General features: G+C 28.5%; 21 protein-coding genes and 1 rRNA gene. 12 read left to right on the top strand and 10 right to left on the bottom strand.

Going from position 1 to position 21,843, the window contains the following annotated elements:
• From G594_RS0113320 to dnaA, 8 genes are all read right to left on the bottom strand, one after another.
• Positions 1–193, bottom strand: a 16S ribosomal RNA gene (locus G594_RS0113320); the annotation flags it as partial.
• Between the two features lie 529 nt (positions 194–722).
• Complete coding sequence (gene gyrA, locus G594_RS0113315; protein ID WP_027099043.1) at positions 723–3,248, bottom strand: DNA gyrase subunit A; 2,526 nt, start codon at positions 3,246–3,248, stop codon at positions 723–725.
• 21 nt (positions 3,249–3,269) lie between these two features.
• Entirely contained in the window at positions 3,270–5,177 is a 1,908-nt protein-coding gene (gene gyrB / locus G594_RS0113310) for a DNA topoisomerase (ATP-hydrolyzing) subunit B (protein ID WP_027099042.1), read from the bottom strand.
• Between the two features lie 53 nt (positions 5,178–5,230).
• The gene (gene remB, locus G594_RS0113305) at positions 5,231–5,491 is read right to left on the bottom strand and encodes an extracellular matrix regulator RemB (protein WP_027099041.1); all 261 of its coding nucleotides are present in this window, start codon (positions 5,489–5,491) and stop codon (positions 5,231–5,233) included.
• A 14-nt stretch (positions 5,492–5,505) separates the two neighbouring features.
• Positions 5,506–6,606: a DNA replication/repair protein RecF gene (recF, locus tag G594_RS0113300; RefSeq protein ID WP_027099040.1), complete on the bottom strand. Its 1,101-nt coding sequence runs from the start codon at positions 6,604–6,606 to the stop codon at positions 5,506–5,508.
• 58 nt (positions 6,607–6,664) lie between these two features.
• Positions 6,665–6,871, bottom strand: coding sequence for an RNA-binding S4 domain-containing protein (locus G594_RS0113295; RefSeq protein WP_027099039.1), 207 nt, complete (start codon positions 6,869–6,871; stop codon positions 6,665–6,667).
• 36 nt (positions 6,872–6,907) lie between these two features.
• Positions 6,908–8,008, bottom strand: coding sequence for a DNA polymerase III subunit beta (dnaN, locus tag G594_RS0113290; protein ID WP_027099038.1), 1,101 nt, complete (start codon positions 8,006–8,008; stop codon positions 6,908–6,910).
• A 258-nt stretch (positions 8,009–8,266) separates the two neighbouring features.
• Positions 8,267–9,622 carry a chromosomal replication initiator protein DnaA gene (gene dnaA / locus G594_RS0113285; RefSeq protein WP_027099037.1) on the bottom strand — a complete coding sequence of 452 codons (1,356 nt, stop codon included), beginning with the start codon at positions 9,620–9,622 and terminating at the stop codon, positions 8,267–8,269.
• Positions 9,623–10,155: 533 nt separating this feature from the next.
• On the opposite strand from dnaA, the gene rpmH reads away from it, so the two are divergent.
• From rpmH to G594_RS0113225, 12 genes are all read left to right on the top strand, one after another.
• The gene (gene rpmH, locus G594_RS0113280; RefSeq protein ID WP_027099036.1) at positions 10,156–10,290 is read left to right on the top strand and encodes a 50S ribosomal protein L34; all 135 of its coding nucleotides are present in this window, start codon (positions 10,156–10,158) and stop codon (positions 10,288–10,290) included.
• Between the two features lie 60 nt (positions 10,291–10,350).
• A complete protein-coding gene (rnpA, locus tag G594_RS0113275; protein ID WP_027099035.1) occupies positions 10,351–10,737 on the top strand; it encodes a ribonuclease P protein component in 387 nt (128 codons plus the stop codon).
• Positions 10,700–10,909, top strand: a complete 210-nt coding sequence (gene yidD, locus G594_RS0113270; RefSeq protein WP_027099034.1) for a membrane protein insertion efficiency factor YidD — start codon at positions 10,700–10,702, stop codon at positions 10,907–10,909. Before rnpA ends, yidD begins: the two co-directional genes overlap by 38 nt.
• Positions 10,910–10,947: 38 nt before the next feature.
• Positions 10,948–11,727 (top strand): membrane protein insertase YidC, encoded by a 780-nt coding sequence (gene yidC / locus G594_RS0113265; protein ID WP_027099033.1) that lies wholly within the window; start codon positions 10,948–10,950, stop codon positions 11,725–11,727.
• 31 nt (positions 11,728–11,758) lie between these two features.
• Positions 11,759–12,388, top strand: coding sequence for an RNA-binding cell elongation regulator Jag/EloR (gene jag, locus G594_RS0113260; RefSeq protein WP_027099032.1), 630 nt, complete (start codon positions 11,759–11,761; stop codon positions 12,386–12,388).
• Between the two features lie 311 nt (positions 12,389–12,699).
• A complete protein-coding gene (gene mnmE, locus G594_RS0113255) occupies positions 12,700–14,079 on the top strand; it encodes a tRNA uridine-5-carboxymethylaminomethyl(34) synthesis GTPase MnmE (protein WP_027099031.1) in 1,380 nt (459 codons plus the stop codon).
• 12 nt (positions 14,080–14,091) lie between these two features.
• Positions 14,092–15,975, top strand: coding sequence for a tRNA uridine-5-carboxymethylaminomethyl(34) synthesis enzyme MnmG (gene mnmG / locus G594_RS0113250; RefSeq protein ID WP_027099030.1), 1,884 nt, complete (start codon positions 14,092–14,094; stop codon positions 15,973–15,975).
• Positions 15,976–15,990: 15 nt separating this feature from the next.
• Complete coding sequence (rsmG, locus tag G594_RS0113245) at positions 15,991–16,710, top strand: 16S rRNA (guanine(527)-N(7))-methyltransferase RsmG (RefSeq protein WP_027099029.1); 720 nt, start codon at positions 15,991–15,993, stop codon at positions 16,708–16,710.
• 133 nt (positions 16,711–16,843) lie between these two features.
• Entirely contained in the window at positions 16,844–17,623 is a 780-nt protein-coding gene (gene noc, locus G594_RS0113240; RefSeq protein ID WP_027099028.1) for a nucleoid occlusion protein, read from the top strand.
• Positions 17,624–17,755: 132 nt separating this feature from the next.
• Positions 17,756–18,520: a ParA family protein gene (locus tag G594_RS0113235; RefSeq protein WP_027099027.1), complete on the top strand. Its 765-nt coding sequence runs from the start codon at positions 17,756–17,758 to the stop codon at positions 18,518–18,520.
• Positions 18,521–18,533: 13 nt separating this feature from the next.
• Complete coding sequence (locus tag G594_RS0113230) at positions 18,534–19,376, top strand: ParB/RepB/Spo0J family partition protein (protein ID WP_027099026.1); 843 nt, start codon at positions 18,534–18,536, stop codon at positions 19,374–19,376.
• A 39-nt stretch (positions 19,377–19,415) separates the two neighbouring features.
• Positions 19,416–19,931: a DUF4446 family protein gene (locus G594_RS0113225; protein WP_027099025.1), complete on the top strand. Its 516-nt coding sequence runs from the start codon at positions 19,416–19,418 to the stop codon at positions 19,929–19,931.
• 27 nt (positions 19,932–19,958) lie between these two features.
• On the opposite strand, the gene yyaC is transcribed toward G594_RS0113225, so the two are convergent.
• Together yyaC and G594_RS0113215 are read right to left on the bottom strand one after the other, a co-directional pair.
• Positions 19,959–20,549: a spore protease YyaC gene (yyaC, locus tag G594_RS0113220; protein WP_027099024.1), complete on the bottom strand. Its 591-nt coding sequence runs from the start codon at positions 20,547–20,549 to the stop codon at positions 19,959–19,961.
• A gap of 54 nt (positions 20,550–20,603) precedes the next feature.
• On the bottom strand, positions 20,604–21,749 hold the full coding sequence (locus tag G594_RS0113215; RefSeq protein WP_027099023.1) for an aminotransferase class V-fold PLP-dependent enzyme: 1,146 nt from the start codon (positions 21,747–21,749) through the stop codon (positions 20,604–20,606).
• Between the last annotated feature and the right edge of the window lie 94 nt (positions 21,750–21,843).

Genomic DNA, 21,843 nt, shown 5'->3' with positions numbered 1-21,843 from the left:
TCATGCGAAGCTACAATCTTATGCGGTATTAATCTTCCTTTCGGAAGGCTATTCCCCTCTATAAGGCAGGTTGCCCACGTGTTACTCACCCGTCCGCCGCTAATCCGTTCCCGAAGGAACTTCATCGCTCGACTTGCATGTGTTAGGCACGCCGCCAGCGTTTGTCCTGAGCCAGGATCAAACTCTCAATAAAAAGTTTAATCTTGCTACTTGATTTCTCAAGTTTACTCGTAAAAAAGAATTGCTGGTTTTTAACTTATATTCTGTTCAATTTTCAAAGACCAATCTGTGTGTCGCACTCAAGCGACTTTTTTATCTTATCACTATTGCTAAACCTTGTCAACAAGTTTTTATTTTTTTTCTTGTTGTTTTTGTTATCTGCATCAGCGACGTGTTTTATAATATCATACACAAGTAATAATTAATTTATCTTACATATAAAATAATTAAATTATTCTAGTTTTTCTTTAATATTATTCTTTTTTCTCTATTTTATATATAGTGATACACCAGGATATGATGATTAATATATTCATAAAAAATTTGATGGACATTCATTTTGCTTGTTCTGTCGCAAGCTTCGAATCACATCAGAACAAATATCCACCTCAATCATACTAAAGATACTACCTTTGATTTATAGCTAATTAAAATTTTATTCTTTTCTATGATAATAAAAAAGAAGTACTCTTGATATTTACAAGAATACTTCTTTAACACAATTATTCTTCAGAATCACTTTGTGCCCTATTTACTAATTCATCTAATATGTCATCTTTACCATTATAATCATCTAATATATCTATTTGTTCTTCTACATTTTCTTCTTCACTACCTGATATCTTAGCAACTGCTACTACTTTTTCATCTTCATTAGTCCTCATTAATGTAACTCCCATAGCAGATCTTCCGGTAACAGATATATCTTTTACATTTATTCTAATAGCTACTCCACTTGAATTTATTAACATAAGTTCATCCAGTTCATTACACATTGTAGCACCAACAACTTTTCCTGTCTTTTCACTTATTTTATAAGTTATTAATCCTACTCCACCTCTATTTTGAACTTTATATTCGCTTATAGGTGTTCTCTTACCAAATCCATACTCACTTATAATTAATAAATCTTCACTATCTACAGCTATATCCATACAAACAGCTATATCATCATCCTTAAGGTTTATTGATCTTACTCCAGATGCTGTTCTTCCCATAGCTCTTACATTTTTTTCACTAAATCTAACTGCATAACCATTTTGGGTTACTATTATTATATTAGCATCCCCTCTAGTTACCTTAACCTTAAGTAATTCATCACCTTCCCTTAAGTTAATAGCTATTAATCCATTTTTTCTTAAGTTTTTAAAGTCACTTAAAGGTGTCTTTTTTACTATCCCCTGCTTAGTTGCCATAAACAAGAATCCATCCTTAGTATTATCTCTTATTGATAATACAGTTTCTATTCTCTCATCTGGCTCTATAGCAATTAAGTTAATTATGTTAGTTCCTTTAGCTACTCTTCCTGCCTCTGGTATTTCATAAGCCCTTAGCTTATATACTCTTCCCTTGTTAGTAAAGAACAATACATCTGAATGAGTAGATGTTATCATTATATGTTCAACAAAATCATCCTCTTTTGTTGACATTGCTTGAATACCTTTTCCACCTCTTCTTTGTGAAGAATAAGTATCAGCAGATATTCTCTTAATATATCCAGAATGTGTTAAAGTTATTGTAACTTCCTCTTCTTGGATTAAATCTTCTATATCAATTTCATTTACTACTTTTTCAATTGATGTTCTTCTCTCATCACTGTATTTATTTTTTATTTCTATTAGTTCTTCTTTAATTACACCTAGTAATTTTTCTTCACTTGCTAAAATAGAATTCAAGTATTCTATTTGTTTCATAAGTTCATTATATTCTTCTTCAATCTTACCTCTCTCTAAACCAGTAAGTCTTCTCAATCTCATTTCTAAGATTGCTGTTGCTTGTTTATCTGTAAAATTAAATCTTTCAATAAGAGTATTCCTTGCTATTTCTGAAGTATCTGAATGTCTAATTATACTTATAACTTCATCAATATAGTCTAAGGCTATTCTTAATCCCTCAAGTATATGAGCCCTTGCTTGTGCTTTATTTAAATCAAATATAGTTCTTTTAGTTATTACTTCTTTTTGAAAGTCTATATAATTACATAAAACTTGTTTTAGATTTAAAACTTGAGGTTCGTTGTCAACAAGTGCAAGCATTATAACTCCAAATGTATCTTGCATTTTTGTATGCTTATATAGTAAGTTTAGTATTACATTAGGATTTGCATCCTTCTTCAATTCAATAACTATACGCATACCTTGCCTATCTGATTCATCTCTTAAGTCAGATATGCCTACTATTTTTTTATCTTTTACTAAGTCAGCTATATTTTCTATAAGCTTAGCTTTATTAACTTGATAAGGCAATTCAGTAACAATAATCCTATGTCTTGAATTTTCTTCTTCGATATCAGCCTTTGCTCTTACAACAATTTTTCCTTTACCTGTCTCATATGCTGCCCTTATTCCAGCCTTACCCATTATAATACCAGCTGTAGGGAAGTCAGGCCCCTTTATTATAGTCATTAATTCAAGTACTGATGTTTCTGGGTTATCTATTAACATTACAGTACCATCTATAATTTCACCTAAGTTATGTGGTGGAATGTTGGTTGCCATACCAACAGCTATACCTGATGAACCATTTACTAATAAATTTGGATATCTAGCTGGTAATACTGCTGGTTCTTTTTCTGACCCATCAAAGTTTGGTACAAAATCAACAGTATTCTTATTTATATCCCTTAACATTTCTACAGCTATCTTATTCATTCTAGCTTCTGTATATCTCATTGCGGCTGCACTATCACCATCAACTGATCCAAAGTTACCATGTCCATCAACTAACATATATCTCATTGAGAAATCTTGTGCCATTCTAACTAATGCATCATATACTGATGAATCTCCATGTGGATGATATTTACCTAAAACATCTCCAACAATTCTTGCACATTTCCTATATGACTTATCCGGAGTTATTCCTAACTCTTGCAATGAATATAAAATTCTCCTATGAACTGGCTTTAAACCATCTCTTACATCTGGAAGGGCACGACCAACTATAACACTCATTGCATAGTCGATATAACATCTCTTCATTTCCTTATTAATATCTACAGGAATGACTTTTCCCTCATTAAAATTCATGTACTTCACCTCGTTTTAGTACTAAATGTCTAAGTTACTTACTTTTTTAGCATTTTGTTGTATAAATTCTCTTCTTGGTTCAACCTTATCACCCATTAATATAGTGAATATTTCATCAGCAGCCATAGCATCTTCTATTGTTGCTTTTAGTAATATTCTCTTTTCAGGATCCATTGTAGTATCCCATAATTGTTCAGCATTCATTTCACCAAGACCTTTATATCTTTGTATATCAACTGAGTTATCTCTGCCTCCAAACTCATTCAATATTTGTTCTAACTCCTCATCTGAATAAGCATATGCCTCATTCTTGCCTTTAGAAATCTTATATAAAGGTGGTTGTGCTATATATACATGCCCTCCGTCTATAAGTTCTCTCATATACCTATAGAAGAATGTTAATAGCAATGTTCTTATATGAGCACCATCAACATCAGCATCTGTCATAATAATTATTCTATTATATCTTATTTTCTCTATATCAAAATCTGTACCTATTCCTGCTCCGAATGCAGTTATCATAGATCTTATAGTATCGGCATTTAGAATTCTATCTAGCCTTTGTTTTTCAACATTTAAAATTTTACCTCTTAACGGTAATATAGCTTGGAATTTTCTATCTCTTCCTTGCTTAGCAGAACCTCCTGCCGAATCACCTTCGACTATATATATTTCACATTCCCTAGGATCCTTTGATGAACAATCTGCAAGCTTACCTGGTAATGATGATCTTTCTAATACAGATTTTCTTGTTAATTCTCTAGCCTTCCTAGCAGCTTCCCTTGCCCTAGCAGCCATCAATGCCTTATCTATTATAGTCTTTCCAACTAGTGGGTTTTCCTCCAGGAATATTGACATTCCTTCTCCAACTATAGAATCAACAATACCTCTAACTTCACTATTTCCAAGCTTTGTCTTTGTTTGTCCTTCAAATTGAGGTTCGCCAATTTTAACAGATATTACGGCAGTCAGACCTTCTCTTATGTCATCTCCAGATAAATTTTTATCATTCTCTTTTAGATGTCCGAATTTCTTACCATAATCATTTAATATCCTAGTTAAGGCAGTCTTAAAACCAACTAAATGTGTTCCACCCTCAATAGTATCTATATTGTTAGCAAACGAAAAAATATTCTCATTATATCCATCATGGTATTGGAGTGCCACTTCAACTGAAACCCCATCCTTTATTCCCTCAACATATATTGTTTGTTCATGAAGAGGCTCTTTATTTCTATTTAGGTATTCAACAAAAGACTTTATTCCACCCTCATAGTAATATTCTTCTTCTTTATCATTTCTCTCATCAATAAGAGTAATGCTTATTCCCTTATTTAAGAATGCTAACTCCCTTAATCTTTGAGATAGGACTTCAAAATCATATACAATTTCATCAAATATCTCTTCGTCAGGTTTAAAATAAACTTCAGTTCCTGTTTCATCAGTATTTCCGACGATATTTAAATCAGTTACAACTTTTCCTCTATGATATTCTTGTTGCCATATATGTCCTTCTCTCTTTACAGTTACTATACATTTATCTGATAATGCATTAACAACAGAGGCACCAACACCGTGTAAGCCACCAGATACTTTATAGCCACCACCGCCAAATTTACCTCCAGCATGTAAGACAGTCATTATTACTTCAACAGTTGGTTTTTTCATTTTAGGGTGCATACCTACTGGCATCCCCCTACCATCATCTATAACTTGTATAGAATTATCCTTATTTATTGTAACTTTTATATTTTTGCAGAATCCAGCTAAAGCCTCATCTATACTATTATCTACAATCTCATATACTAAGTGATGTAGACCTCTTGAGCTAGTACTTCCTATATACATTCCTGGTCTTTTTCTTACAGCTTCTAAACCTTCTAGAACCTGTATTTGATTTTCGTCATAGCTTTGTTTATTTTGTTCCAAAATATATTCCTCCTAAATAAAAGTAATTAAAACCAAGGTTTTAACTATTGGAGTTAAGGATTATAATCCATTCCAGTTCTCTTTGTTAAAGTAGATGATGAAATTGGTGAAAGATAAACTTTACTCATCTTATTTACTTCTGCTATAACAAATGACTTTGGTCTTTCTTTAGTTATTCGTTCAACAAATCCATCTTCTTCAGCTAACCTTAGAAATTGTATTGTATCTGAACTATACATTGTAGTTTGTAGATCAAATATTCCTATAACATCTTTTATAGGAACAACTACGTTTTCTCCTAAATGTAGAAACATAAATTTTGCCTCCTTTAGCTAGAGATATGTCCCTCTTGCACTTTAAAAATTTTAGATTCATTATCTAGATATTCACATATATCACTAATTCCAGTACATGTAATTATAGTTTGTATATTATTAATAGTACTTAATATATATTTTTTTCTATTAAAATCAAGTTCTGAAAGAACATCATCTAATAAAAGCACAGGGTATTCACCAGTTATCTCTTTTATTATTTTTAGAGAAGAGAATTTCATAGTTAAAACAGCCGTTCTTTGTTGCCCTTGTGATCCATAGCTTTTTGTATCTATATTATTAATCAGTACCATAAAATCATCTCGATGAGGACCAACTGTAGTTATTCCTTTCTCCTTATCTCTTTTTCTGTTCTTAATTAAACAACTTCTAAACTTTTCTTTAAATTCATCATTAATATTATTGTTAAACTCTTTTATTGACGATATGTATATATATTCTATATTTTCTTTATTTAAAGTTATATCTTTATGAATTTCAGCACCATAGTAATTTAACTTTTCTATGTATTTTAGCCTCTCATTTACTATGTATTCTCCAAAATTAACTAATTGCTCATCATATATATCTAGCATATCGTCTGTTATTTTACGATTTTTTAACAGAGTATTTCTCTCGTTAAGCACCTTATTATATTGTACAAGATTGTAGTAATATCTATTATTTATTTGACATAACTCCATGTCTATAAATCTACGTCTAATCCCAGGAGATTCTTTTATTATTTTTAAATCTTCTGGTGAAAACATAACAACATTAAAAGTACCAAATAATTCTCCAATCTTATTAATCTTTATTGAATTAACTTTTATTGCCTTTTTTCCATCTTTAAGTATATTTATATCTATTCTTTTATCTAATCGTTCTTTACCAATATTTAGACTTATATATGCACCGTCTTCATTCCAATTAATCAATTCTCTATCTTTCGAAGTTCTATGTGATTTAGCTAATCCACAATAATATATAGATTCTAAGATATTTGTTTTTCCCTGAGCGTTATCCCCCATAAAAACATTAACATTTCTACTAAAATCTATATTTACATTTTTATAATTTCGATAGTTTAATAACATAAGCTTTTTTATAAACATCTACATGCACCCATTCAATTATATCACAATACTAGCCTAAAAGCTTATATTGATATAATTATACAATTTCATACTCTTCTTGATTAAATGAAATTATATCTCCACGTTTTAACTTTTTTCCTCTTTGTAGGCATATTTCACCATTTACTTTAACTAGACCATCTTGAATATATAACTTAGCTTCAGATCCTAATGAAGCAATACCACTCCACTTCAAAAATGCATCTAATTTAATTACATCAGTATTAATTAATATTTTATTCATATTCATTGCATAAAAACTTATTATTTATGCATCCTCCTATCTAATTAATCTAACTGGTAAAACTAAATATTTATATGATTCAGCTTCTTTCCCCTTTATAACGCATGGGCTTACGCTTGAAGTCATTTCTATTTGCACATTATCATCTTCCATATTCTTCAGAACATCAATTATATATCTAGAATTAAATGCAATTTGTATTGGGTCTCCTTGCATATTTGCAGTTACTTCTTCTCTTACTTTTCCCAATTGAGAATTAGATGTGATAATTATACTTTCTTCATTCATCTCTAACTTTACTAAATTACTATTTCCTTCCTTAGCCATAAGAGAAGCTCTTTCTATTCCATTTTGTAATTCTTGCCTATTAACATTAATTAATAACTTATGTTCTTGAGGTAATAGAGATAAATAATTTACATATTTACCTTCTAGTAATCTTGATATTATTTTAGTTTCTCCTAAATCAAATAAGATATGATTATTAGTAAAAGTTATATTTACTATAGATTCAATATCTTCTAGTATTTTAGATACTTCATTCAAAGTCTTACCTGGAATAACAACTTCAATATCAAAATCATTATCTAAATATTCTGTTTTTATAGCCATTCTATATCCATCTAAAGCAACAAGATTTAATTTTTTTTCTTTCACCTCAAATAATATTCCTTGAAGTATAGGTCTAGTTTCATCTTGGGCAATAGCAAATGAAGTGCTTTTTATCATATTTTTTAATATACTTTGAGAAACCTTTAACTCTTTTGCTATATCTAACTTAGGAATTGAAGGGAATTCATCTGCATTCATAAATACAACATTAAATACAGATTTTTCACATGTTATTTGAACTGTATCATCTTGAATTATTTCGATTCTTACATCAGAGTTAGGTAATTTTCTTATTATTTCTCCAAATATTTTTGAATCTATTACAACTTTTCCTTCTTCTAATACATCTGCATCAACTTTTGTTTCGATACAGACATCTATATCTGATCCTATAAGTGTAATTCCTTCTTTTGTAGCATTAATATATATACCTTCTAATATAGGCATTGTTGATTTTCCAGTAATAGCTTTTTGACATATTGATATACCATCTTGCAGTTTCTGTTTATTACATATAATTATCATAAAAAATAACCTCCTCTGTTGATAACATAATTATTTATATAAATATAGATATATAATTTAAATTTAGTAATAATAGTAGTAGGTGCTGTGGATTTGTTGAAAAGTAGGTCTAACCCTTATAAATAGTAGAAAAGTTATAAAAAAATAGTGTGGATAAGGTAGTAACAAATTAATATACTTATCCACAAAATAAACAATAGATTTCTTTTGAAATAGTTATCCACAAGATATTATAAAGTTATTATGTACAGTTGTTAATTAATTTTGAGTCAATTTCTTTGTAATATCTTCTATAGTGTGTTGTAAACTTTCATCCGTATTAAGATTTTCTGATATTTTTTCGTAAGCATGTATAACTGTAGTATGATCTCTACCACCAAATTCTTCACCTATTTTAGGCAGAGACATATCGGTAAGTTTTCTACTTAAATACATAGCTATTTGTCTTGGATAAGCTATATTTCTAGTTCTTCTTTGTGATTTTAGGTCTTCTATTCGAAGATTAAAGTAGCTTGCAACAATATCTTGAATTATGCTTATTGTAATATTCTTGCCTTGTTTTTTAGATATTATATCTTTTAATGCTTCTGAAGCTAAATCAACTGTAATTTCCTTATTAGTTAGCGAAGAATAAGCTACTATTCTTATTAATGCACCTTCAAGTTCTCTTATATTTGATTTTATTTTTGTAGCTATGTAGACCATAACTTCATTTGCTACATTTAATTTCTCTACATCTGCTTTCTTTTTTAATATTGCCATTCTTGTTTCAAAGTCTGGTACTTGTATATCTGCAATTAATCCCCATTCAAAACGTGATCTTAACCTATCTTCTAAAGTAGGAATTTCTTTTGGTGGTCTATCAGAAGATAATATAATTTGTTTATTTGCATCGTGTAGTGCATTAAAAGTATGGAAAAACTCTTCTTGAGTTCTTTCTTTTCCTGCAATAAATTGAATATCATCTATTAAAAGTACATCAACATTCCTATACTTATTTCTAAATTCTTCATTTTTATCATCCTTAATTGCATTTATTAATTCGTTTGTAAATTTTTCTGATGAAACATACTCTACTCGTGCATTTGGATTACTATCTAATATATAGTGACCTATTGCATGCATTAAGTGAGTTTTTCCTAATCCTACTCCTCCATAAATAAATAAAGGATTATATGCTTTAGCAGGTGCTTCTGCAACAGCTAAAGATGCAGCATGTGCAAATCTATTACTATTACCAATTACGAATGAATCAAATGTATATTTTGGATTCAGTGTAGTTGATAGTTCATCACTGATTAATACAGCCTTATTTTTCTTTAGTTCAGGAGTATCTTCTTTGGATGTTTCATCTGATTTTATATCTGAAGCTATTAAGAATTCTATTTTATATAATTTTGAACAAATTGATTTGATTGAGTTAGCTACTAAATCCTTATATCTTTTTTCTAATATATCTTGGGTAAAGGAGTTTGGTACACTAATCCTAATAGTATCATTTGAAATAGATATAGGCTCACAACTTTTTATCCAAGTATTAAAGCTAACTTCACTCATTTCAGCTTTTATAATAGTAAGTGTTTGGTCCCATAATTTTTTTAAATCAGCATCCATATATAAATCCTCCAAATAAAATAAAAAAAATTTTAACTTACTTATTAACAATAAAATAACAACATATATACAAGTAATGTTGATAACTTATATTATGTTGATAAATTCACCTTATATTATTAACATGTTTATAAATTTATAAAAAGTAAAAGTAAATTTGATTTATCCACAATTTATAATTATATAACTTATACACATAATATTTTTTGTATAAAGTCTGAATTTTATAGTAATAATACAATATGTATGTAAAAACTAACAATATCTAAACAAGTTATCAACAATTTTGTCCACAGCTGTGGATAAAATTGAGTTAATAACATATTATTCACAGTTTAATTTAATAATATCATACTAGAATATAGATATTCAATAAGTTATCCACAAAAAAACTATTTTGTTTTCCAACTATCTACAAATAACTAGATTCTTGACACTTTATCATCATATATATATAATTAATAAGTAACATAAAAATCGAGTAGTATAGTTTTTACTATAAAAATTACTATTGAAGGGGGTGCATTTTTACAATGTTCATGACATATCAACCTAAAAAGAGACAAAGAAAGAAAGAGCACGGCTTCAGAAAGAGAATGAGCACTCTATCAGGAAGAAACGTTCTTAAGAGAAGAAGACAAAAAGGTAGAAAGAAATTAACAGCATAAGGGCCGCAATTGTGGCCTTTTTTCTGCAAATGGCAGAAAAAAAGGAGAATAGAAATACCTATGATATATAGATTGAAGAAAAATTTGGAGTTTCGCTTTATTTATAGACGTGGGAAATCTTTTGCTAATAGTTTGTTAGTACTATATGTTTTTAAAAATAAAATGAATAAAGATAACGAAGGAAACCTATATAATAAAGTGGGGATTTCTGTTAGTAAAAAAGTTGGAAATAGCGTTATACGAAGTAGAAGCAAAAGATTGATTTATGAAAATTATAGATTTAAAGATGAGTATCTAAATAAAGGATATGATTTTGTTTTTGTTGCAAGAACAAAGTTAAAAGATAAGAATTTCAATGAAGTGGAAAATGCTATGGACAATTTATTGAAGAAAGCTGGCTTATATAATAATGAAAAAATTAGTATTAAGTCTAATAAAATTTTATAGAAGAAATATTTCGCCAATGAGTCCACCAAAGTGTAAATATATACCTACTTGTTCTCAATATGCTTTAGAAGCAATTGAAAGATATGGAGTTGTTAAAGGTGGAATAATGGCTCTTTGGCGTATTTTGAGATGTAATCCTTTTAGTAAGGGTGGCTTTGACCCTGTTAAATAATATTTTGAATTTAGGAGGAATTTTATAGGATGTTGACCATTTTTGAACCAATAACGAAATTCTTTACAGTTATATTTAATTTCTTTTTAAATCTTGTAAAGGGATTAGGAGTAACTAATGAAGGATATCAATATGTATTGGCAGTAACATTATTAACAATATTGATTAGATTATGTTTATTACCTTTTAATATTAAATCAGCCAGATCTACACAAAAAATGCAAGAGGTTCAACCTGAAATTAAAAAAATACAAGATAAATATAAAAATGATCCTCAAAAGCAAAACATGGAGTTAATGAGAGTTTATAAAGAGAATAATGTTAGTATGACTGGTGGATGTTTACCAGCCTTATTACCACTTCCAATACTTATGGCTCTTTACGGAGTTTTCTATTCTATAAATCCAACAGGATCGTTTTTATGGATTAGTAATATAGGTGCTCCAGATCCATTCTTTATATTACCTATACTTGCTGCATTAACAACATACTTACCATCTTATTTAATGACTAAGTCGGCTCCAGTAGCTGAAGGTGGTATGAATATGGGAACTATGAATATAGTTATGTCGTTAATGATGGGATTTATGGCATTAAGATTTCCATCACTACTTGTAATTTATTGGGTATTAGGTGGTGTAATTCAATTAATAACAACTTATTTTATAAACTATAGACCAGCTATGCAGAAAAAAAGAGCGGTTGAAGCAGTTGAAGCTGAAAAAGAAGCTTCAAGAACGCCTAAGTTTGTTATGCCAGATTATGAAGATTCTAATAAATCTAGTAAAAAAAAGAAAAATAAGAAAAAGAAAAAGTAGAATTTATAATTTAGAGGTGGGTGAATAGGGTATGAAATCTATTGAAGTTACTGGAAAAAACGTAGATGATGCAATAGCTAAAGCCTTACAAAAGTTAAATGTAGCTAAGGATGAAATTGAATACGAAGTAATAGATGAGGGTTCTAAGGGGTTATTTAATTTTATTGGATCAAAACCTGCAAAGTTAGTAGTTTCTTTAAAGAAAAGTTATATCGATAATGCAAAAGAATTTTTAGTGAATATTTTAAATTCTATGGGAATTGAACCTCAAATAAAAATTACAGAAGAAGGTAATACAATCAAAATTGATTTAGAAGGTATTAAAATGGGAAATGTAATTGGCTATAGGGGTGAGACTTTAGATTCTCTTCAATATCTACTATCATTAGTAATAAATAAGAATCATGAAATTCCTTATAAAAGAGTTGTATTAGATGTTGAAAATTATAGATTAAAAAGAGAAGAGACTCTTAAAAGGGTTGCTGAGAAAACAGCTTATAAAGTAAAAAAGATTAGTAGAGCATATAAATTAGAACCTATGAATCCATATGAACGTAGAATAATACATTCAGCTTTACAAGATAAGGAAGGAATATTCACATATAGTGAAGGAGAAGAACCTTATAGAAGAGTAGTTGTTGATATTAAACCTAAAAAATAAATATCTATTTAAATAATTAAACCTTTATGTGATTAGTATATATCTCATAAAGGTTTTTTATTCTTTAAATTTGAAAAGTTTATTATGTATAGATTATGGAGAAAATTGATAATGAAATTTATATTATAAAGATTAAAGATTGAAAATTTATATAGTATATAAGTTAGAAAGTAATATCTTTCTTTAAATAGAAGTTGAAAAACATATTTGGATTTCTTTTAATTTTGACTAATTAAATATAGTTATGTAAAATGTATATTAGTCAAATTCGGTTATAATACTTAAAAGTATAAAATTTAGGAGGTTAGTTAATGAAAGAATTCGATACTATTTGTGGTATAGCTACACCTATTGGTGAAGGTGGAATATCTATTATAAGAGTATCAGGCGATAAATCTAAAGAAATAGTTAATAAGATTTTTTGTGCTAAAAACGGTAAGAGTATGGATGATATGAAGTCTTATACTATGCGATATGGATATATAAAAGATATTAATAATAAAGATACTATAGATGAAGTTATAATAAGTTTTATGAAGGGGCCTAGGAGCTTTACAGCAGAAGACGTAATAGAAATTAATTGCCATGGTGGTGTTATATCTACAAATAAGGTTCTGGAAGAAGTAATTAAGGCTGGTGCAAGATTATCTGAGCCAGGAGAATTTACAAAAAGGGCATTTTTAAATGGGAGAATAGATTTAAGCCAAGCAGAAGCTGTTATGGATATTATAAGAGCAAAAACAGATTTATCTATGAAATCTGCTATGCTACAACATGAAGGTGCTCTATCTAAGGAAATAAATAAATTAAGAGAATATATGCTTAATACATTGGCCTTAATAGAATATGCTGTTGATTTTACAGAAGATGAAGAAGAAATAGATCCTGATATACCTATTAAAGTTGAGAGTGAAATAAAAAAAGCAATAGATAAAATGCATTATTTATTAAAAAATGCAGATGAGGGTAGAATTATAAGAGATGGTTTAAGTTTGGCTATAGTTGGAAAACCAAATGTGGGTAAATCATCATTATTAAATGCGTTATTAAAAGAAAAAAGAGCAATTGTTACAGATATACCGGGAACAACTAGAGATGTAATTGAAGAATTTATAAGTTTAGATGGTATTCCAATAAGGATAACGGATACGGCTGGAATTAGAGAAACTGATGATATTGTAGAAAAGATAGGTGTAGAAAAATCGCGAGAAAAAATAAATGAAGCAGATCTTGTAATTTTAATGCTTGATACATCTAGAGAATTAGAAGAAGAGGATAGGAAGATAATAAGTTCTATTATTGATAAAAATTATATTGCTCTTCTAAATAAGGTGGATTTAGAGAATAAGATAAGTGAAAAAGAAATTGAAGATTTAAATAATAAAATATATGTATCAGCTAAAGAAGAAATTGGATTAGATAATTTAAAAGAAAAAATAAAAGAGATGTTCTTTAGTGGTAGTGTAAGTACAGAAAGTTTAATTATTTCTAATAATAGGCATAAGCAAGCTTTATATAGGGCTTTAGAAAATTGTGAAACTGCTTATGAAAAAGTTAAAACAAATGAATTTTTAGATTTAATTTCAATATATGTAACTGCATCTCTAAAAGCATTAGGTGAAATAACAGGATCTGAGTTAGAAGAAGATTTAGTAAATAAAATATTTAAAGATTTTTGTTGTGGAAAGTAGGAGTAAGTTATTATGAAATATAATGCAGGTGAATTTGATATTGTTATTGTAGGTGCAGGGCATGCAGGGTGTGAAGCTGCTTTAGCATGTGCGAGATTAGGGTTAAATACATTAATGTGTACTATTAGTTTAGATTCAATTGCAATGATGCCTTGTAATCCTAATATAGGTGGAACAGCAAAAGGACACTTAGTTAAAGAGATTGATGCATTAGGTGGAGAAATGGGAATGAATATTGATGAAACGTTCATACAATCTAGAATGTTAAATACATCTAAGGGTCCAGCAGTTCATTCATTAAGAGCACAAGCTGATAAGTTGAAATATCAAAATAGAATGAAAAGAATTATGGAAGATACAAAAAATCTTCAAGTAAGACAGTTGGAAGTAATTGAATTAATAATAGAAGATAATAAAGTAACAGGTGTAGTTACAAAAAATGGTGCTATATTTAAATGTAAAGCTGTAGTATTAGCTACTGGTACATATCTAAAAGGAAGAGTAATAATTGGAGATGTAAGCTATAGTAGTGGGCCAAATGGACTTTTTCCAGCTAATGATTTATCTCAATCATTAATAGATTTAGGTATAAGTCTAAGAAGATTCAAAACTGGAACACCAGCAAGAATAAATAAGCGTTCAGTTGATTTTTCTAAGATGATTGAACAGGGAGGAGATAAAAAGATAGTACCATTTTCATTTATGAATGATAATGTTGATAGAGAACAAATTTCTTGTTATCTTACTTATACTAATGAAGAAACTCATAGAATTATAAATGAAAATATTTCAAGATCTCCTATGTATAATGGAAGTATTGAAGGTGTAGGACCTAGATATTGTCCATCAATTGAAGATAAAGTAATGAGATTTCCTGATAAAAAACAACATCAGATATTTATTGAGCCAGAAGGTGAAAATACTTTAGAAATGTATGTTGGTGGTATGAGTTCGTCTTTACCTGAAGATGTTCAAGTAAAAATGTTAAAAACTATACCGGGGCTAGAAAATGTAGAGATAATGAGAACAGCATATGCTATTGAATATGATTCAATAGATCCTACGCAGTTAAAGCCAACACTAGAATTTAAGAATATTCAAGGTCTATATGGAGCTGGTCAGTTAAATGGTAGCTCTGGATATGAAGAAGCTGCTGCCCAAGGTTTGATTGCTGGTATAAATGCAGCACTAAAGATAAAAGGTGAAGAGCCTTTTATACTAACGAGATCTGATGCTTATATAGGTGTTTTAATTGATGATTTAGTTACAAAAGGAACTAATGAGCCTTATAGAATGATGACTTCTAGAGCTGAATATAGGCTTTTATTAAGACAAGATAATGCCGACTTTAGATTAACTGAAAAAGGTTATAAGATAGGTTTAGTTACAGATGAAAGAATTAATAGATTTAGAGAAAAGCAAAGCATTATAGAAAATGAGATTAACAGAATTAAAGAATTAAAAATTACAAATAAAAGAGAAGTAAATGAATTCTTAAATTCTTTAAATTCAGCAGAATTAAGAAAACCTATATCTTTCTATGAATTAATAAAGCGAACAGAATTAGATTATTTTTCGCTTAAACAACTAGACACAGATAGACCAGAATTAAGAGATGAAATAGGAGAACAGATTAATATTATCGCAAAGTATGAAGGATATATTAATAGCCAATTAGAGCAAGTAAAACAATTTAGTAAGTTTGAAAAGAAGATATTGCCATTAGATATAGATTATAATAATGTTAGAGGATTAAGAGTAGAAGCAATGCAAAAACTAAATAATATAAGACCGATAAGTATTGGTCAAGCTTCTAGAATATCTGGAGTATCTCCGGCAGATATATCAGTTTTATTAATATATCTAGAACATCATTATAATAAAGAAAAAAAATAAACTCAGGAGGTAAAAATGAGTTTTTATGAATTAATGGAAAGAGCGTCACAAGACGTTGGAATGACTTTTAATGAAGATAAATATAATAAATTTATAAAATATATGAGATTGGTACAGGAATGGAATGAAAAAGTTAATCTAACAGCAATATTAGATGATGAAGAATTTATAAAAAAACACTTTATTGACTGTATAAAAATATTTAAAAGTAACGAAATAAAAAGTGCGAAGACTATAATTGATGTAGGAACAGGAGCTGGATTTCCTGGATTACCAATTGCTATAATGGATGAAAATAAAAAAATAACATTATTAGATTCATTGAATAAAAGAATTAATTTTCTTAATTTAGTAGTTAGAGAATTAGAATTAACAAATGTAGTAACAATACATTCTAGAGCTGAAGATGGTGGTAAAAATAGAGATTTGAGAGAAAAATTCGATATAGCCACTTCAAGAGCTGTTGCTAATATGACAGTTTTATCAGAATTCTGCCTTCCTTTTGTAAAAGTAGGAGGTAGTTTTGTGGCTTTAAAGGGGCCGTTGGTTGAAGAAGAGTTAAATCAAAGCAGAAATGCTATTGGAACTTTAGGCGGTAAGTTACAAGATGTGATAAAAGTAGACATTGAAGATACAGAATTAAAACATAATATTGTAGTAGTTAATAAAATAAAAGACTGTCCTATGTCGTTTCCTAGGAAAGCCGGAATGGTAACAAAGAAGCCTCTTAAATAAAATGATGTTATATGAATAATTTAATAAAAATTTGTCTTACAAAAAATAAATGTAAAAGGAAGGAAAATATACATATATATAGAAATCTATAAATAGACAAAAAAGTATTTAAGTTTAAGGATGTGTTGAATTTATGAGCAAAGAAATATTAAAGATAAATGTTAATGATATAATTCCTAATACATATCAGCCAAGAAGGTTTTTTGACGAGGTGGCATTAATAGAATTATCCCAATCTATAAAGGAACATGGAATAATACAGCCTCTAACAGTTAGAAAACGTGGGGATATTTATGAATTAGTGGCTGGAGAAAGAAGATTGAGAGCAGCTAAGTTGGCTAGTTTAGGAGAGGTTCCTTGTACATTGGTAGATATAACAGATACGCAGTCAGCACAAATTGCTTTATTAGAAAATTTACAAAGAGAAGATTTAAATTATATTGAAGAAGCAGAAGCATATTATAATTTAATGAATGATCATAATTTCACACAAGAAGAAATTGCCTCTAAAATGGGGAAAAAACAATCAACTGTGGCTAATAAATTAAGATTATTAAAGTTATCACCACAAGTTAGAGGTTTATGTCTTGAAAATTCGTTAACAGAAAGACATGCAAGAGCATTATTAAGTGTTACTGATGAGAAGTTACAATTAAAGATAATTGAAAAAGTTATAAAGAATGGATTGAATGTGAAGAAAACAGAGGAATTAATTAATAAAGAATTACTTAAATTAGCTGGTAAGTCTTTAAACTCTAAAAATAAAAATGTTAAATCAATTTTTCCTGCTAAATTATATGTAAATACTATAAAACAAGTTTTTGATAAATTTAACATTCCTGCAAACTATAAGTTTAATGAAAGTGAAGAGTATATTCAAATAACTGTAAATATACCAAAAGGAAAAAAGTAAATATTTTAATAAGAGAACTCTTATTTTTTTAAATAGGAGTTCTTTTTATATAAAATTTCTTTTAATATTACATAATTAAATATATAATAATATTATGAAAGGGGGTGTAGGCTCTATAGATTAGAGCTTTATATGAAGGTAATATGTATTTTTAATCAAAAAGGTGGAGTAGGGAAAACAACGACAAACATTAATTTATGTGCATATTTAGCTATGGAAGGTTATAAAGTTTTAACCATAGATATAGATCCCCAAGGCAATACGACAAGTGGTCTAGGGTTAGATAAGAGAAACCTTGAGTTATCTATGTATGATGTATTGACGTCTGATACATCTCTAAAAGATGTTATTTTAAAGAGTGATCTAGTTCAAAATTTACATATAGCTCCTTCTACTATGGAATTAGCAGGAGCAGAAGTTGAGATGATTGAAAGAAATTATAGAGAAAAGATATTGATAGATAAGATATCAGAAGTAAAAGATAACTATGATTTTATTTTTATTGATTGTCCTCCTTCACTAGGAATATTAACTATAAATGCATTAACTGCAAGTAACTCGGTTTTAATTCCTATTCAATGTGAATTTTACGCATTAGAGGGTGTAGGTCAACTTATCAATACAATTCAACTAGTTAAAAAGTCATTAAATAAAAATCTTACAATTGAAGGTGTATTAATGACTATGTTTGATTTTAGAACTAATTTAAGTAATGAAGTCTATAAAGAAGTAGAAAAGTATTTTGGAGAAAAAGTTTTTAATATTACTATTCCTAGAAATATTAGATTAGCTGAAGCGCCTAGCTTTGGTTTGCCAATAATGTTGTATGATGAAAAGTGTAAAGGTGCAGAATCATATTTAAATTTTACAAAAGAGTTTTTAGAAAGGCAAAAGTAATAGGGTGGTGTAAATGAACAAAAAGTTTGCTTTAGGTAAGGGCCTAGGGGCTCTTATACCAGATGAAATTAATGAAGATAATGAAGGAAAGTTAATGATTTCATTAAATAAGATCAAGAGTAATATAGATCAACCTAGAAAGTCTTTCGATAATGAAAAGATAGCAGAGTTAGCTGAATCTATTAAAAACCATGGAATTATACAACCTTTAATTTTAAAAGAAAATGATGGCGGATATATAATAGTAGCAGGTGAAAGACGATGGAGAGCTGCTAAGATGGTTGGGCTTAAGGAAGTTCCTGCTATAGTAATGGATTTAACTGAAAAGCAAGTATTAGAAATTTCCTTAATTGAAAATATTCAAAGACAAGATTTAAATCCAATAGAAGAAGCTTTAGCTTATAAAAAATTATTATCAGATTTTGACTTGACTCAAGAAGAGTTAAGTAAAAGAATTGGTAAGTCAAGAACAGCTATTACTAATACAATAAGGTTAATTAACCTAGATAGTAGAGTACAACAATATGTTATTGATGGAATTATAAGTGAGGGTCATGGAAGAGCTTTATTATCGCTAGAAGATGGTGATTTACAATATATTTATTCTCAAAAAGTTATCGATGAGAAGTTATCTGTCAGAGAACTTGAAAAACTTATTAGAAATATTTCTTTAAAATCAGAGAGAAGTGAGAAGAAAGAAGAACTAAATCCTTATTATAAGGATGTTAGAGATAGATTACAGAATTACTTTGGAACGAAAGTTAATTTAAGCAGTAAGAAGAATAAAGGTAAGATAGAAATAGAATACTATTCAGAAGAAGATTTAGAAAGAATTTTAGATATTATCAACTTATAATGTTTCACGTGAAACATTATACTGAAAGGATGACATGGAGTGGAAAGTTTAATAAGTAGTATAAATGAATTTATACCTTATATAATAGGTGGAATGGGGATAATAATTTTATTATTATTCATATTAGTAATTATATTATTTAAGTCATTAGGTAAGCTTGAAAATAGATATAGAAAGTTTATGAGAGGAACTAACAATAAAAATTTAGAGGAGTTAATAATATCTCAATTAGATAAAATTGAAAGCGCAAATAGTAACTCTGAGAAAGCTTTAGAAAAGTGTGAATTTATTCTAACAAGAATGAAGGATTGCGTTCAAAAAGTTGCTATAATGAGATATAAGGCATTTGAGGATGTAGGAAGCGATTTGAGTTTTTCTGTTGCAATATTAGATGACAATAATGATGGAATAATACTAACAGGAATATATGGAAGAAATGAAAGTACTACATATGCAAAACCAATTGATAAAGGAATATCAAGATATGATTTATCAGAGGAAGAAATATGTGTTTTAAACGAAGCTATTAATAAATATAATACGAAAAAGAAATAAAATTGGACGAGTAAATCTCGTCCAATTTTATTTTGATACATTTTTTGATAGAAAGTCATTTGATTTTTTTCCACCTACACTTTTTAAAATAAAGTGATATATTCCATTTGCTATAGAATCAGCAAGTGCCATAACTGTATATAGTCTAGTGTTTTGTAAAACCATAAATTCAAAGCTACCTGATATGTTTACTATACCAGTTATGCTCATGTTACCAACAGATGGTAGATTTTTATTCAAAGCAGAGCCTGGAAGTAGAGGTTCTTTTTTTATAGCTATTTTACCTACATTTTGAAAGCTTCCTAGACATGCATCTACAGCTATTATAAAGGGATCTTCAAAGTTTTCTTGGATTCGTTGGAGAATTGTTTCAATATTTTTTGAATGAACAGGATTCTCCAAACTTCCATATATATAAAAATTTTTTCTTTTTAAAAATTGAAGTTTATATCCTATAAGCGGCCCAAGTGAATCACCAGTAGATCTATCAGTTCCTATACATAAAAAGATTATAGGTCTTTTATCTTTTATAATGGGTTTAAGTTCATTATATAAATAGTCTCTAATATTTTCATATGAATTTGGAGACAATGAATCTATATAAAAATCAGTATTCATAAAAAACCTCCTTTATTGGAATTATTTCCAAAGAGGAGGTTCAATATACATGTGTTAAATATTTATATTATTTAATATTGATAATGTATAATCAATTTCTTCTTCTGTATTAAAATAGCCAAGACTAAATCTTATAGTACCACCTGGATAAGATTCTATGGATTTATGAGCTAGAGGCGCACAATGAAGTCCTGAACGAGTTTTTATACCATTGCATTCTAAAAAGTATGAAACTTCAGCAGGGTCAAAGCTCTTATAATTAAAAGATATACAAGTTGTGTATTTAGAAAAATCAGTGTTTCCATATAATTTTATACCATCAATATTAAGCATACCTTCATAAAGTTTTGATCTTAGATAAAAGTTTTTAGAATAGATAGTTTTAAGACCTTCCTTATTTATAAAATCAATTGAATTAGATAAGCCTACTATTCCAGGTGAATTTAAAGTTCCACATTCAAATTTATCAGGTAAAAAGTTTGGTTGATTAAGAGAATGAGACAAGCTTCCTGTTCCTCCACTAAGGATTGAAGAACATTCATCATTTAATGAGTCATCAATAATAAATCCTCCAATTCCTTGTGGTCCTAATAAGCTTTTATGCCCAGTAAATGCAATGGCATTAGCATTACATCGTTGCATATCTACTTTTATCATTCCTGCAGTTTGAGCGGTATCTATTATAAAAAATATATTATTTTCTTTACATATAGCTCCGATTTCTTCGATATTTTGAATAGATCCAACAACGTTAGAAGCATGTGAAATTATTACTAATTTAGTATTCTTATTGATTTTATTCTTTATATCAATAGGATTTATAAAACCATCTTTTGATGAATTAACTAAATCAACATTAACGTTAAGTAAATTAGAACATTCAAATAATGGTCTTAAGACAGAGTTGTGTTCTAAAGTTGTTGAAATAACGTGGTCATTTTGTTTTAAGATACCTTTAATTAAAATGTTTAAAGAAGAAGTGATGTTATTAGTGAAAATTACATTCTCACTTTTATTATAATTAAAAAAATCTGCTATTTTTTCCCTAGTAAGAAGTATTAGCTTGTTAGATTCATAAGAATTTGAATAATTACCTCTACCAGAATTGCCACCAACATTAATTATATAATCATACATTGCATCTGCCATAACTTTAGGTTTTGGAAAAGATGTGCTTGCATTGTCTAAGTAAACTTCCATATAAACCACCTTCTAAAATAAGTTTAGTAATTTTTATAATATTATAAAATAATAAAAAATAAATAACTACTAAATATTATACTAAACTTTATAA

The organism is Clostridium paraputrificum AGR2156, from assembly GCF_000424025.1.
Lineage (GTDB): Bacteria > Bacillota > Clostridia > Clostridiales > Clostridiaceae > Clostridium > Clostridium paraputrificum.
Note: the sequence above shows the minus strand (reverse complement) of the source record. Positions and strands in the feature narration are given on the sequence as shown.

Coding starts and splice junctions, on each gene's coding strand:
- gyrA (WP_027099043.1), bottom strand. CDS start 3,248: ATGAATTTTAATGAGGGAAAAGTCATTCCTGTAGATATTAATAAGGAA.
- remB (WP_027099041.1), bottom strand. CDS start 5,491: ATGTTTCTACATTTAGGAGAAAACGTAGTTGTTCCTATAAAAGATGTT.
- recF (WP_027099040.1), bottom strand. CDS start 6,606: ATGTTTATAAAAAAGCTTATGTTATTAAACTATCGAAATTATAAAAAT.
- G594_RS0113295 (WP_027099039.1), bottom strand. CDS start 6,871: ATGAATAAAATATTAATTAATACTGATGTAATTAAATTAGATGCATTT.
- dnaN (WP_027099038.1), bottom strand. CDS start 8,008: ATGATAATTATATGTAATAAACAGAAACTGCAAGATGGTATATCAATA.
- dnaA (WP_027099037.1), bottom strand. CDS start 9,622: ATGGATGCTGATTTAAAAAAATTATGGGACCAAACACTTACTATTATA.
- rpmH (WP_027099036.1), top strand. CDS start 10,156: ATGTTCATGACATATCAACCTAAAAAGAGACAAAGAAAGAAAGAGCAC.
- rnpA (WP_027099035.1), top strand. CDS start 10,351: ATGATATATAGATTGAAGAAAAATTTGGAGTTTCGCTTTATTTATAGA.
- yidD (WP_027099034.1), top strand. CDS start 10,700: ATGAAAAAATTAGTATTAAGTCTAATAAAATTTTATAGAAGAAATATT.
- jag (WP_027099032.1), top strand. CDS start 11,759: ATGAAATCTATTGAAGTTACTGGAAAAAACGTAGATGATGCAATAGCT.
- mnmE (WP_027099031.1), top strand. CDS start 12,700: ATGAAAGAATTCGATACTATTTGTGGTATAGCTACACCTATTGGTGAA.
- mnmG (WP_027099030.1), top strand. CDS start 14,092: ATGAAATATAATGCAGGTGAATTTGATATTGTTATTGTAGGTGCAGGG.
- rsmG (WP_027099029.1), top strand. CDS start 15,991: ATGAGTTTTTATGAATTAATGGAAAGAGCGTCACAAGACGTTGGAATG.
- noc (WP_027099028.1), top strand. CDS start 16,844: ATGAGCAAAGAAATATTAAAGATAAATGTTAATGATATAATTCCTAAT.
- G594_RS0113235 (WP_027099027.1), top strand. CDS start 17,756: ATGAAGGTAATATGTATTTTTAATCAAAAAGGTGGAGTAGGGAAAACA.
- G594_RS0113230 (WP_027099026.1), top strand. CDS start 18,534: ATGAACAAAAAGTTTGCTTTAGGTAAGGGCCTAGGGGCTCTTATACCA.
- yyaC (WP_027099024.1), bottom strand. CDS start 20,549: ATGAATACTGATTTTTATATAGATTCATTGTCTCCAAATTCATATGAA.
- G594_RS0113215 (WP_027099023.1), bottom strand. CDS start 21,749: ATGGAAGTTTACTTAGACAATGCAAGCACATCTTTTCCAAAACCTAAA.